This window comes from Collimonas fungivorans Ter331 (genome assembly GCF_000221045.1).
GTDB classification, from domain to species: Bacteria; Pseudomonadota; Gammaproteobacteria; order Burkholderiales; family Burkholderiaceae_D; genus Collimonas; species Collimonas fungivorans_A.
The window spans coordinates 100,672-113,505 of sequence record NC_015856.1 but is presented as its reverse complement, the minus strand read 5'-3'; the positions used below and the strand labels follow the sequence as shown (position 1 = coordinate 113,505).

Here is a 12,834-nt window from a genome sequence, read left to right as displayed (position 1 = left end):
CCGATCAAGGCAGGGTAATGGTCAGATAGGACGCACGCGGCGCCAGTTTGACGATGTCGCTGTAACCGCTGATGCTCGATGCGGTGGCGCGCGATAGCATGGTGTTCAGTGCAAAATAGCCGCCCAGTCCGATCAGGGCGAATACCGAACACAGCGCCCACAGCGGCACTTCGTTGCGCAGCTTGTGGCTGATCTGATCCGGCCGCTCCCAGTGCGGCGCGAAGCCGGCGCTCTTGCCTTTCATGCGTGCGATTTCATCGCCCAGGCGGGCCGTCAGGTAGTTCAGTTTTTCCGGGCCTTCGATAATGTACTTGCCCTGGAAGCCCAGCAGCAGGCACATGTGGAACACTTCCAGCGCCTGCAGGTGCTGGGCGCCCTTGGCGCGCAGGTCTTCCAGGCGGGTGAAGAAATGTTCACCGGCGAGCTGGTCGCCGAACAGGATCAATTGCAGCGGCCGGCGCGCCCAGGTATCGCGGATATTGAATTGCGAATGCAGGATGTTCTCGTCGACCGCCGCGCAAAATGCGTACTTCGCAGCGTGGACGTCTTCGGCCGACACATCCAGCTTTTTTGCGCCGCGTTCGAAATCGCTGAGGAAGCGCTGCATCTTCGACGTGAAACCGGCTTCGTCGGTAGGCGCACAGCGGTTTTTCAGCAGGAACAAGGCGTAGAACCCGTCGTACATCAGGTCCAGCAATGAATTGGCCGAGCTGGTGTCCGCCGCTACGTATTGGCCGCCGGCGCTGTCGCCGAGCAGGGATGGGGCTGATGGTCTGTTCATGATGTAACCGCTAAGAGCTCAAGTTTAAGGTCGTTGATGCCGGATGGTACATAAATCGAGATCGACTGCGCCTGCAGCATACGATCATACAGGGCGCCCTTGTTTTCCAAGGCAAAATAATAAGTGTCCGGCCGCACCGGCAAGGCTGCCGGCACTTGCGGCGAATGCGACAGCTTGACCCCCGGCATCGCCGACAGCACGAACTTGTCGACGTCGTCCGGCGCGCCGATCTTGAAGCGCAGCGGCACGATATCGACCAGTTCGATGGCCGGCATGCTGGCGTTGACCGCCAGGTAGAAGGCGGTCTTGTCGTCGATCTTGCCGGAGTCGAGCATGCCGTGGTGGTGCGAAGGCTTGTTCTCCGACAGCGCGATCGAGAAGTAGCGCGAGGAAATCACGGTGTCCAGCAGCTCGCGGATGATGCTGTCGAGCTTGGCGAAACACGGCCCCGGATCCTGGTGCTGGTACACCGGCAGGTCCGACAGCGCATAACTCTTGGAAAACGTCATCAGCGCGCCGGCCAGGCTCAGCAGCTGCTCGTACAAACGCTCCGGATGGAAGGCCGGGTTGTGGAAATAATGCGTCAGTCCGGCGAACGCCGAGCTAGCAGTGTGCAGCAGCCAGAACGATGAAATATCGCCGGAACGGAATTCGATGACGTTCTTGCTCGGCTCGCGATGATGGCCGTACAAGGCGTTGACCTTGGCCTGCAGCGCATCCATCAGGCGCCGCAGCTGGATATACAGCGCCGGTGCGCTGCGGATCGTCAGGCTGGGCGCGACGAAGGTCGGATCCGGCTCGAAGCCGCCGGTGGAAATGCGGCGCAGCTTGATCAGCGGGAAGCTGATCAGCGAATCGCGCGGCTCGACTTCGGACACCATGCGCACCGATTTTTTCAGATAGGTCAGCTCGGCTTCCGCCGCTTGCGTGAACAGGTCCGGCGTGGCCGAATTGTTCTGGGCGTAACGGGTCGAGTTGCTGGTCTGGCCTAGCGGCGAGAAATTGCCGCCGAAGCCTTTCATGTACGGCAGCGCCGCGTAATAAGTAATGGTTTGCTGCGCATGCGGGATATCGCTCAGGTCGACCACTTCCGGCAGGTCGTCGTCGCCAGGCGCGTTGTAAATCTCGCCGTCCTGGAAAATCACCGACAGCTCGGATAAACGCAGCGTGTTGTTGGCCAGCGCATCGCGGTCCAGCTGCACCGTCATCACGCCCCAGGCATATGGATGCAAGGCGTTGGTGGTTTCGTGCAGGCGGTTTTCGTGATACCGGTCCTGCTGCTGGAAATGCTGGGGCCGTAGAAACAGGCCCTCGCCCCATAAAATTTTCGATGTTCGATTCACGTATTTACTCACATGTCATTTTATTCAAACCATCACGCAAAATCCGCGTGGCGCTAGCTGGACCGCGCTAGCCGCATGGGGCCGGGGTTAAAAGTTTAGTCGCAGCGCCGGTTTCCGCAACCGTGACGCCGGTGCCGACTGTCAGCGCACAGGCGTTGGCGCCAACGGTAATGCCTGATTTTTCCGCAGCCTCGGTCGGGAAAGTCACCTTCCAGCGTTGTGCCGCGGGCTTGCGGAACAAGGCCACAATCCCGACAAAACCCGCTTCCCTGGTGACTTTTTCGCTGACTTCATAACGTTGTCCAGGAACCAGTGTAATTTCCTTGACTTCGATCAAATCGGCGCCCAATACGTCTTTTTCTTTCTGCGGATTGGTAAATGTATCGTATGTAGCCTGTTGGAAAGCACCATTTTGTCGTAACTTATATACTCTGGCGACCAGGGCAAGCGGCGTACCGGAGCTGTCGGCGTTCAAATTGCTGCCTGCATGCAGCTTGATCGCTATGGTGCGCGGCGGTTTTTGAGCATCGGGAACCTCTGGCTTGGTGATGCCTGACATCTGCAATACAGAACTGGCGACAGAGCCGATCGCGGAAACGGCGCCTGCGGCGCAACCAGCCAAACTCAGTATTGCGGCCAGCGAAACCAGGAGAGATAAGGGGCGCATTAAAGTTAGTCTTTATTTGGGTTGCAAAAATACCGGATAGATAATAACGTCTGGAATAATATTTTATTGCCAATATTGTATAAAACAACAACATTCTCAGTTGTCGCCTAGACACATAGTATGGGTCTGGACTAAACTTGTTGCAATGGTGTAACCAAAGTTCACAAATTTTGATGTAGATTGGCAATATGATATCTGCATCTGCCGGGTTTTGTTAAGATTCGGCTATTTAAAAGTTGCTACATAGAAAGCGAGTTTACGATGAGTCAATGGAAAAGCAAATTTATCTACGGCGTGGCATTGGCGTGTCTGGTGAGCGCCTGCGCAACCCCACCTGCGGTTGATCCCGCAGCCAAACTGGATTCTATAGTGGCTGAAGCCGACGCCGCACAAAAAGCCGGGCAGACCGACAAAGCCGTCAAATTACTGAAAGACGCGACCAGCGCGTTTCCTGCAGACAAGACTCCATGGGTGCGCTTGGCGCAGATCCGTTTCGATGGGGAAAACTATGGCGACGCCATTTCTTATGCGCTGGAAGGCTTGCAACGCGATCCGAAAGACAAGGTCGCCAACAGCATAGTCGCGGTCGGCGGCCTGCGCTTGTCGACCAAGGCTCTGAACGATTTACGCACACAAAACGATTTGAACGGCAATGTCCGCACCGAAGCACAGGGACTGGCCAAAATCCTGCGTGAAAGCCTGGGCGAGACGGTGTTGGTGCCGCCCCGTCCAAAAGCAGTAGCACGTCCGGCGCCGGCAGCAGCCGCAGCCGCCGCCAAAAAGGGTGCTGTCCCAGCCAAACCGGGCACGCCTGAACCTAGCGGCGATGGCGCCAATCCATTCGGATCGTTGCAGTAACTCATATGAATCCTGATCCCGCTAGGCGGGTCGGGGCTTGATTATTCGGTATCAGCGGGGGTTTTATGGCTAAAAAAGAGAGTACTCAAAAACGTTTGCAGAAAGTCCGTCCACCACGGGTGCAAATGACATACGACGTTGAAATCGGCGACGCCATCGAGCAAAAGGAATTGCCGTTCGTGATGGGCGTGATCGGCGATTTCAGCGGCAAGTCCGAAGTGGCCCAGACCAAGCTGAAGGACCGCAAGTTCGTCAATATCGACAACGACAACTTCGATGAAGTGATGAAGGGCGTCGAGCCGAGAGCTGCGTTCCGCGTGCCGAATCATTTGAGCGACGCCGGCGGCGAGTTCGGGGTCGACTTGAAGTTCAAGTCGATCGACGATTTCCGCCCGGAAGCGGTAGTCCAGCAGATCGAGCCGCTCAAGCAGCTGCTCGAAGCCCGCACCAAACTGGCCGACCTGCGCAACAAGCTGGCCGGCAACGACAAGCTGGAAGATATCCTCAACGATGTGCTCAACAGCACCGAAAAGCTGGCGGCGTTAAGCAAGCAAACCAAGAAGCAAGGAGACTGAGATGTCCTTTCAGCATAATTCTGCGCCAGCCGCAGGGGCGGCCGCAGAAGAATCCGGTTTGCTCGACCAGATCGTAGAACAGAGCAAAGTCGCCAAGTCCGGCGCCGAGCACGACCGCGCCAAAGACATCATTTCGGAACTGGTGAACCAGGTCATGCAAGGCACCGTGGTGGTGTCGGCCAACCTGTCGGCCACCATCGACGCCCGCGTGGCCGAGCTGGACCGCCTGATTTCCGCCCAGGTCAGCGCCGTGATCCATGCGCCTGAATTCCAGAAACTGGAAAGCAGCTGGACCGGCCTGCACTACCTGGTGTTCAACTCGACCACCAGCCAGAACCTCAAGATCAAGGTCTTGAACGCCACCAAGCGGGAATTGGTCAAGGACTTCCAGAGCGCCCTCGAGTTCGACCAGAGCGCAATCTTCAAGAAAGTCTATGAAGAAGAGTTCGGCACTTTCGGCGGTGCGCCGTTCGGCTCCCTGCTGGGCGATTTCGAAATCACCCGGCAGCCGGAAGACATGTATTTCGTCGAACAGATGTCGCATATCGCAGCGGCTGCCCATGCACCGTTCATCAGCTCGGCCTCGCCTGAGCTGTTCGGCCTGGAAACCTACAGCGAACTCGGCAAGCCGCGCGACTTGGCCAAGGTGTTCGAGACCGTCGAATACGCCAAATGGAAGTCTTTCCGCGAATCCGAAGATTCACGTTATGTCGGCCTGACCCTGCCGCGCTTCCTGGGCCGCCTGCCGTTCAATCCGAAGGATGGCCAGACAGTCGAAGGCTTCAACTTTGTCGAAGATGTCGACGGCACCGATCACTCCAAGTACCTCTGGTGTAACGCAGCGTATGCCTTCGGCACCAAGCTGACCAAGGCATTTGAAGATTTCGGCTGGTGCGCGGCGATCCGCGGCGTCGAAGGCGGCGGCCTGGTGGAAGACTTGCCGACCCACACCTTCAAGACCGACGAAGGCGAAGTCGCGCTCAAGTGCCCGACCGAAATCGCGATTACCGACCGCCGCGAAAAAGAACTGAGCGACCTCGGCTTCATCTCGCTGGTGCATTGCAAGAACACCGATTACGCCGCCTTCTTCGGCGCGCAGTCGACGCAAAAAGCCAAGAAATACAATACCGATTCGGCCAACGCCAATTCTGTGCTGTCAGCCCAGCTGCAGTACATTTTTGCCGTATCGCGTATTGCGCATTACATGAAATCGATGATGCGCGACAAGATCGGCAGCTTTGCTTCGGCAGGCAACGTGGAGGATTTTCTCAACCGTTGGCTGACCCAGTATGTGCTGCTTGATGACAATGCCAGCCAAGAAGCCAAAGCGCAATTTCCCTTGCGCGAAGCCTCGGTGCAGGTATCCGAAGTACCGGGACGTCCGGGCGTCTACCGTGCAGTGTCCTTCCTGCGCCCGCACTTCCAGCTTGACGAACTTTCAGTTTCACTGCGCTTGGTTGCAGAATTACCAGCGTCAACCAAGTCTTAACTTAATTCACAAGGGGTATCACTATGGCAATTGACGTTTATCTGCAAATCGACGGCATCAAGGGCGAGTCGACCGACAGTGCGCACAAGGACTGGATCGAGTGCAAATCGGTGCAATGGGAAGTGCTGCAGCCAAAGTCGGCGACTGCATCCACCGGCGGCGGCCACACAGCCGAGCGTTGCGAACACAAGGACATCGTCGTGACCAAGATCGCCGATCTGGCTACGCCGCTGCTGCTGCAGAACTGCTCATCGGGTAAGACCATCCCGAAAGCCAAGTTCGAATTCCTGCGCGCCGACGGCAAGGGCGACCGCATCAAGTATTTCGAAATCGAGCTGGTCAACCTGCTGATTTCCGACGTCACGCCATCGGTCCAGGAAGGCGACGTGCTGAGCGAAAGCATCAGCCTGAAGTACTCCCAGGTCAAATGGAAGTACACACAGCAAAAAATCGGCGGCGGTTCGGGCGGCAATACTTCCGGCGGCTGGGATCTGTCGACCAACAAGGTCGTGTAATTTTCTTGTGTTGAACAAAGAGCCGCATGCTGCGGCTCTTTTTTTCTCCTGAATGGTAAGCGATGAAAGGTTTCACTCCAGGATTGTTTGACCGGTTGATGGGCGGCGACAACACGCCTGCGCAATCCGATCTGGTAGTGCGATTGTCGATGGATGCCTTGAAAGACACGGTCGCCCGCGACCTTGAGGCCATGCTCAATACGCGCACCGTGATTCCCGAAGAATTGCTGAAGAATTTCCCCGAATGCAGCAAGTCGATACTGACCTACGGCTTGAACGATTTTTCCGGCATGAGCCTGGCCAGCCTGGATGACCGGGCGCATATCTGCCAGTGCCTGGAACAGGGCATTGCGCGCCACGAGCCGCGCCTGAGGAACGTGCGCGCCTCGCTCGAGCTGCGCGAAGGATCGATCAACCGCTTGAATTTTGCGATTGCAGCCATGCTGGTGGTGGGGCCGGCCAAGGAAGCCGTGAGCTTCGACGCCGTGCTGCAGCCGTCGACCTTGCAATATTCAATCAGCAGAGCACGCCGCGCGATGCGGATGGACGGTTAACGTGGACGAATTACTTCCCTATTACGAGCGCGAGCTCGGTTTCCTGAGACGCTATTCGCGCGAATTTTCCGAACGCTATCCGAAGATTGCCAGCCGCCTGCTGATGTCCGGCGAAGTATCCGAAGATCCGCACATCGAGCGCATGATCCAGTCGTTTGCGCTGATCAATGCCCGCACCTCGAAGCGGCTGGACGACGATTACCCGGAATTTACCGAAGCCCTGTTCGAAGTGCTGTATCCGCATTACCTGCGGCCGTTTCCCTCCTGCTCGATCGCACGCATGGACTACAGCGTCGCGGCGGCGCAGCTGACTACCGCCATGCCGGTGCCGCGCGGCACCGAACTGACCACGCGCCAGGTCAAGGGCGTGGCTTGCAAGTTCAAGACGACCTATGAAGTGACGGTGGCGCCGGTGCAGCTGTCGCATGCGGTATTCGACCCCATCATCGAACCGCCGGACGCGGTGCTGCTGCCGCCTACCGCCAGCTCACGCATCGGCATCACTTTCGAGAGCACGGCGGAGCAAGCCGGTTTTGCCGAACTGGGCATCAAGAGCCTGCGCGTATTCATCGACGGCGAACCGTCGTTCTGCGCGGCACTGCGCGACACCCTGTTCATGCGCACCGTGCGCGCCTATGTCGAAGTCGGCAAGAGCGGCAAATGGCATGCCGTGAACAAGATCCCGGTCACCCCTGTCGGCTTTGAAGAAGACGAATCGTTGATCGACTTCCCGGCCCGCTCGCATCCTGCCTACCGGCTGCTGACCGAGTACTTTTCCTATCCAGAGAAATTCAATTTCTTTGACGTCGATGTTGCCGAAATCACAAAGCTGCTGCCGCCCGGCTGCAAGAAATTCACCTTGCACCTGGTGCTGTCCGGGCTGCGCGCCGACTCCAACACCGCGCGCATGCTGGGCACCTTGTCGACCAACAACCTGCTGCTAGGCTGCACCCCGGTCATCAACCTGTTCAAGCAGCGCGGCGACCCGATCCGGCTGACCCACACCAGCGCCTACTATCCGGTAGTAGGCGACTCGCGGCGCGCCTATGCGTATGAAGTGCATTCCATCGATTCGGTGCAGCTGGTGCGGCAAACCCCGGAAGGTGAATCGATTACCGAATTCCGGCCTTTCTATTCCTTGCGTCACGGCGAAAGCGTGGACAAGGCAGGCCATTACTGGGCCATGCGGCGCGACGAAATGGTTGCGTCGCGCAGTCCGGGCTATGAAACCGAAATTTCCATCGTCGACATCGACTTCGATCCGGCCACCATAGAAACCGATACGCTGAGCATCGAGCTGACCTGCTGCAATCGCAACCTGCCGGCTTCCCTGGCTTACGGCCTGGCCGGCGGCGACCTGTTCTTGGAAGGCGGTTCGCTGGTGAACTCCATCGGCTTCTTGCGCAAACCGTCCGAACCGTGCCGCTTCGAGCGCGGCCGCGGCGCGCACTGGCGCCTGATTTCCCATCTTGCATTGAACCACCTGTCGCTGGCCAAGGGCGGCCTGGAGGCTTTGCAAGAAACCCTGAGCTTGTACGATTTACCGCGTTCGGCGATTTCCCAGCGCCAGATCGGCAGCGTGGTCGGCATCGACCACAAGGCCGCCACCGCCTGGCTGCCCGGCAATCCGTTTGCGTCGCTGGTGCGCGGCATCGAGATCAGGGTAACGCTGGACGAGGAAGGTTTTGTGGGTAGCGGCATCCATGTGTTTGCCAATGTCCTGGACCGCTTCCTCGGCCTGTATGTGCATGCCAACAGCTTTACGCAATTGGTGATAGCTTCCAAACGAACAGGTGAGGAGATACTGCGATGCTTACCGCGCAGCGGAGATTCGAACCTAGTGTAATCCAGCGCTTGCTGGACAAGCCGCATCGGTTCCAGTTTTTCCAGGCTGTGATGATGTTGGAGCTGTGGTTGAAACGCAACGGCATCCCCCATGAGGAAGCCGTCAGCGATTTCCTGCGTTTCCAGAACACCGTGTCGCTGAATTTTCCTCCGAGCGAAATCGAAGCGCTGGAGGTAACGCCCAAGCTGACCGAACAAACGGTGGAAGCGCTGCTGGACGCATTGCAGACCAACCAGCTCGACAGCATTGCGCTGACGCCGGCGTTCATCGGTTTTTTAGGCAGCAACGGCACCTTGCCCAGCCACTACTCGGAACGTATCGCTGCGCACCAGCTGTATGAAAAAGATCACGGGCCGCGCGCTTTCCTGGATGTCTTCTCGAACCGCAGCGTAGCGCTTTTTTTCAAGGCCTGGCGCAAGTACCGGCTGGAATTCAAGTACCAGATCGACGGCACCGACAGTTTCCTGCCGCTGCTGATGTCGCTCGCCGGCCTCGGCCACCGCACTTTGCGCGATCGCATGTCGGAAGACGGCGCCGGCGTGCTGGACGAGTCGATCGGACATTTCGCCGCCGCCATCCGCCATCGGCCACCGTCGGCAGCGTACATGCAGCGGGTGTTGCGCGAATATTTTTCGGTGCCGATCACCATCGAGCAGTTTGTCGGCCATTGGTATAACGTGCCGGTCGACCAGCAAACCGTGCTGGGTTCCACCAACGCCCTGCTAGGCAGCGTGGCGATGGTGGGCGAGCGGGTATGGCAGCGCGACCTGCGCATGCGCCTGAAAATCGGCCCGCTGGCGAAGAAGAAGTTCGAGAGCTTTTTGCCGGGCGGCGCCGCCGCCATCGGCTTGCAAAAAATACTGGCGATGTTTACCAGTGTCTTCCTGGAGTATGAAATACAGCTGATCTTGCGCGCAGACCAGGTACAAAGCGTCATCCTCAACTCCGACCGTGAAAGCGGACGGCTGGGTTGGGATACTTTTGTCACCAGCAAGCCGGAAGAAAGCGACCGCACCGATGTCTGTTACGAAATTCACTCACTTTGACCATGCATGGATGGGAAGGCTTCAATGAGCATTAATCTCAAAACCTTAATCAGCAAACTGAACGATACCTCGCGCCTGGCGGCAGAACGTGCGGCAAACATCTGCGTCGGCCGTGGGCAGTATGAAGTGGATATCGAACACCTGTTCCTGGCCCTGCTGGAACAGCCCAAGAGCGATTTTGCAGTGATTGCGCGCAAATCCGGCATCAGCCTGGCCGCGCTGGAAAGCGACCTGCAGGGTGAAATCGACCGTTTCAAGAACGGCAACGCGCGCACCCCGGTCTTTTCGCCGCACCTGCCCAAGCTGTTCGAACACGCCTGGCTGATCGCCTCGCTCGACAACCAGTCGGGACGGATCCGCAGCGGCCATCTGCTGCTGGCGCTGCTGACCGAGCCGGACCTGGTGCAGCTGGCCTATCGCGGCTCCAAGCTGTTCATCAAGTTCAAGCTGGACGATCTCAAGCACGACCTCGAAAAGTTGACTGAAGGTTCGCAGGAAAGCGCAGCCGTCAATGGCGACGGCACTGCCGCAACTGAAGACGAAGGCGGCGATCCGGTACAGGACCTGACCGGCGAAGCCTCGAAAACCCCCTCGCTCGACAAATTCACTACCAACCTGACGCAGCGCGCGCGCGAAGGCAAGGTCGACCCGGTGATCGGCCGCGATACCGAAATCCGCCAGACCATCGACATCCTGATGCGGCGCCGCCAAAACAATCCGATCCTGACCGGCGAGGCCGGCGTCGGCAAAACCGCCGTGGTGGAAGGCCTGGCGCTGCGCATTGCGCAAAAAGACGTGCCAGACGTGCTGCAAGGCGTGGAAGTGCATACGCTCGACATGGGCCTGCTGCAAGCCGGAGCCAGCGTCAAGGGCGAGTTTGAAAACCGCCTGAAAAGCGTGATCGACGAGGTCAAGAAAAGCTCGCACGCCATCATCCTGTTCATCGACGAAGCCCACACCATGATCGGCGCCGGCGGCCAGGCTGGCCAGAACGATGCCGCCAACCTGCTGAAACCGGCGCTGGCGCGCGGCGAGCTGCGCACCATCGCCGCCACCACCTGGAGCGAGTACAAGAAATATTTCGAAAAAGACGCTGCCCTGGCGCGTCGCTTCCAAGTCGTGAAAGTCGAGGAACCGAGCGAAGAACTGGCTTGTGCGATGCTGCGCGGCATGGCGCCGCTGATGGAAAAACACTTCGGCGTGCGTGTCTTCGACGAAGCGATCACCGAGGCCGTGCGTTTATCGCACCGCTATATCAGCGGCCGCCAGCTGCCGGACAAGGCGATCAGCGTGCTCGACACCGCCTGCGCCAAGGTTGCGCTGGGCCAGAATGCAACGCCGGCCCTGATCGAAAATATCGTCAAGAAGCTGGATCGCCTGGTGGCAGAACTGAACTCGCTGGAGCGCGAATCGAACGCCGGCGGCAAGCATGCCGAACGCCTGAAGGAATTGCGCGAACTGCAAAGCACATTGAATGCGGAACTGGCGATCCACCGCGAACGCTGGGAAAAGGAAAAAACCCTGACCGACCGCATCAAGGCCGCCCGTACCGAACTGGAAGCGATCCCCGCTGCCGAACAAACCGCGGCGGAAGAAGGCGCCAAGCCTTCCAAGAAAGCCGCCAAGGACAGCAAGGAAAACCAGGAACTGGCGAAGCTGATCGAGGAATTGAAAACGCTGCAAGGCGAAACGCCGATGGTGCCGGTGCAGGTCGACGGCCTGGTGGTGGCGGAAATCGTCGCCAGCTGGACCGGCATCCCGCTCGGCAAGATGGTCAAGGATGAAATCAAGACCGTGATCAATCTCGGCGCCCTGCTGCACGAACGCGTGCTCGGTCAGCCGCATGCCATCGAAGCCGTGGCGCAGCGAGTACGCACTTCGCGCGCCAACCTGGACGATCCGAACAAACCCAAGGGCGTGTTCCTGTTCGTCGGCCCGTCCGGCGTCGGCAAGACCGAAACCGCGCTGGCGCTGGCCGACGTGCTGTACGGCGGCGAACGCAAGCTGGTCACCATCAACATGAGCGAATACCAGGAAGCGCACAGCGTCTCCGGCCTGAAAGGCTCGCCGCCGGGATATGTCGGCTATGGCGAAGGCGGCGTCCTGACCGAAGCGGTGCGGCGCAATCCGTACAGCGTAGTGCTGCTGGACGAGGTGGAAAAAGCCCATCCGGATGTGCTCGAGCTGTTTTTCCAGGTGTTCGACAAGGGCGTGCTGGACGACGCCGAGGGCCGCGAGATCGACTTCAAGAACACCATCATCATCCTCACCAGCAATGTTGCCTCCAGCCTGATCATGCAGAGCTGCCTGAACAAGGCGGCGGCGGAACTGCCGAGCACCGACGACCTGGAACAGGCGATCCGGCCGCAGCTGGTTAAGGCGTTCAAGCCGGCCTTCCTCGGTCGCCTGAAAGTGATTCCTTACTACCCGATTTCGGACGACGTGCTGGTCGAGATCATCAATCTCAAGCTGGGACGCATCCAGAAACGCATCGCCATCAACCACAAGGCCGAGTTCAGCTACGACGAACCGCTGGTGGAAGCGGTGCTGGCGCGCTGTACGGAAGTCGATTCCGGCGCCCGCAATGTCGACAATATCCTCAACGGCACGCTGTTGCCGGAAATTGCCGAAACGGTGCTGGCCAAGATGGCCGAAGGCGGCAGCATCGCCAAGATCAAGGTCACTGCCAACAAGCAAGGCCAATTCAAATACGCGATCAAATAGAACGGAGAAAACATGGATGCAGCAATCAAGCAGAAAATCCTGAAACAGTGCTATTCAAAACGATTCGACGAGAAATACAGCCGCAAATTCCAGTACCAGGACAAGGCGACCGACGTCCGCAATTTCGTCAAGCTGACGCCGGGCGATATCATCGACCTGCTGGATATGGCTTCCGCTTCGGCGCGTTCACAGGCGCGCCAGCTGCTGCAGCTGATGCAGGGGCGGCCTTGGCTGCCGTCGGCGACGGCGCATGAGGGCGGGACCGGAGATCAGCGTGGAGTGGACAACAACCTGCACATCACGCTGAAGGTGGGGGACAAGAGCTATCACTTGCGTTGCAAGGAGCAGCCCGGGTTGCACATTATCCAGATTACCTGATCCTCGTATTGCACTGGTAAGCGCTGGATAAAAGTATGCGAGGCGGCGGGATTATTAC

General features: G+C 58.4%; 12 protein-coding genes. 9 read left to right on the top strand and 3 right to left on the bottom strand.

Translation table 11 applies throughout. The annotated features are described in order from the left end of the window. Positions 1–4: 4 nt before the first annotated feature. From icmH to tssJ, 3 genes are all read right to left on the bottom strand, one after another. Positions 5–781, bottom strand: coding sequence for a type IVB secretion system protein IcmH/DotU (icmH, locus tag CFU_RS00400; protein ID WP_014004072.1), 777 nt, complete (start codon positions 779–781; stop codon positions 5–7). Then, a complete protein-coding gene (tssK, locus tag CFU_RS00395; RefSeq protein WP_041741005.1) occupies positions 778–2,124 on the bottom strand; it encodes a type VI secretion system baseplate subunit TssK in 1,347 nt (448 codons plus the stop codon). The genes icmH and tssK overlap by 4 nt, the downstream gene beginning before the upstream one ends. A gap of 67 nt (positions 2,125–2,191) precedes the next feature. After that, positions 2,192–2,791 (bottom strand): type VI secretion system lipoprotein TssJ, encoded by a 600-nt coding sequence (gene tssJ / locus CFU_RS00390; RefSeq protein WP_014004070.1) that lies wholly within the window; start codon positions 2,789–2,791, stop codon positions 2,192–2,194. A 261-nt stretch (positions 2,792–3,052) separates the two neighbouring features. On the opposite strand from tssJ, the gene CFU_RS00385 reads away from it, so the two are divergent. From CFU_RS00385 to CFU_RS00345, 9 genes are all read left to right on the top strand, one after another. Further along, positions 3,053–3,649, top strand: coding sequence for a tetratricopeptide repeat protein (locus tag CFU_RS00385; protein ID WP_014004069.1), 597 nt, complete (start codon positions 3,053–3,055; stop codon positions 3,647–3,649). A gap of 65 nt (positions 3,650–3,714) precedes the next feature. Beyond that, positions 3,715–4,224: a type VI secretion system contractile sheath small subunit gene (tssB, locus tag CFU_RS00380; protein WP_014004068.1), complete on the top strand. Its 510-nt coding sequence runs from the start codon at positions 3,715–3,717 to the stop codon at positions 4,222–4,224. A gap of 1 nt (position 4,225) precedes the next feature. After that, complete coding sequence (gene tssC / locus CFU_RS00375) at positions 4,226–5,713, top strand: type VI secretion system contractile sheath large subunit (protein WP_014004067.1); 1,488 nt, start codon at positions 4,226–4,228, stop codon at positions 5,711–5,713. Between the two features lie 23 nt (positions 5,714–5,736). Next, positions 5,737–6,228: an Hcp family type VI secretion system effector gene (locus tag CFU_RS00370; RefSeq protein ID WP_014004066.1), complete on the top strand. Its 492-nt coding sequence runs from the start codon at positions 5,737–5,739 to the stop codon at positions 6,226–6,228. A 62-nt stretch (positions 6,229–6,290) separates the two neighbouring features. Beyond that, a complete protein-coding gene (tssE, locus tag CFU_RS00365) occupies positions 6,291–6,782 on the top strand; it encodes a type VI secretion system baseplate subunit TssE (RefSeq protein WP_014004065.1) in 492 nt (163 codons plus the stop codon). A gap of 1 nt (position 6,783) precedes the next feature. Next, positions 6,784–8,628 (top strand): type VI secretion system baseplate subunit TssF, encoded by a 1,845-nt coding sequence (gene tssF, locus CFU_RS00360; protein WP_014004064.1) that lies wholly within the window; start codon positions 6,784–6,786, stop codon positions 8,626–8,628. Beyond that, positions 8,592–9,674, top strand: coding sequence for a type VI secretion system baseplate subunit TssG (gene tssG, locus CFU_RS00355; protein ID WP_014004063.1), 1,083 nt, complete (start codon positions 8,592–8,594; stop codon positions 9,672–9,674). The genes tssF and tssG overlap by 37 nt, the downstream gene beginning before the upstream one ends. A gap of 24 nt (positions 9,675–9,698) precedes the next feature. Further along, entirely contained in the window at positions 9,699–12,398 is a 2,700-nt protein-coding gene (tssH, locus tag CFU_RS00350) for a type VI secretion system ATPase TssH (RefSeq protein ID WP_014004062.1), read from the top strand. Between the two features lie 12 nt (positions 12,399–12,410). Then, positions 12,411–12,776 (top strand): hypothetical protein, encoded by a 366-nt coding sequence (locus tag CFU_RS00345; RefSeq protein WP_014004061.1) that lies wholly within the window; start codon positions 12,411–12,413, stop codon positions 12,774–12,776. Positions 12,777–12,834 lie beyond the last annotated feature (58 nt).

Bases quoted from the DNA above. Each gene is read 5' to 3' on its own strand.
- tssE (WP_014004065.1), top strand. From the start codon at position 6,291: ATGAAAGGTTTCACTCCAGGATTGTTTGACCGGTTGATGGGCGGCGAC.
- tssC (WP_014004067.1), top strand. From the start codon at position 4,226: ATGTCCTTTCAGCATAATTCTGCGCCAGCCGCAGGGGCGGCCGCAGAA.
- icmH (WP_014004072.1), bottom strand. From the start codon at position 781: ATGAACAGACCATCAGCCCCATCCCTGCTCGGCGACAGCGCCGGCGGC.
- tssB (WP_014004068.1), top strand. From the start codon at position 3,715: ATGGCTAAAAAAGAGAGTACTCAAAAACGTTTGCAGAAAGTCCGTCCA.
- CFU_RS00370 (WP_014004066.1), top strand. From the start codon at position 5,737: ATGGCAATTGACGTTTATCTGCAAATCGACGGCATCAAGGGCGAGTCG.
- tssJ (WP_014004070.1), bottom strand. From the start codon at position 2,791: ATGCGCCCCTTATCTCTCCTGGTTTCGCTGGCCGCAATACTGAGTTTG.
- tssH (WP_014004062.1), top strand. From the start codon at position 9,699: ATGAGCATTAATCTCAAAACCTTAATCAGCAAACTGAACGATACCTCG.
- CFU_RS00345 (WP_014004061.1), top strand. From the start codon at position 12,411: ATGGATGCAGCAATCAAGCAGAAAATCCTGAAACAGTGCTATTCAAAA.
- tssG (WP_014004063.1), top strand. From the start codon at position 8,592: ATGCTTACCGCGCAGCGGAGATTCGAACCTAGTGTAATCCAGCGCTTG.
- CFU_RS00385 (WP_014004069.1), top strand. From the start codon at position 3,053: ATGAGTCAATGGAAAAGCAAATTTATCTACGGCGTGGCATTGGCGTGT.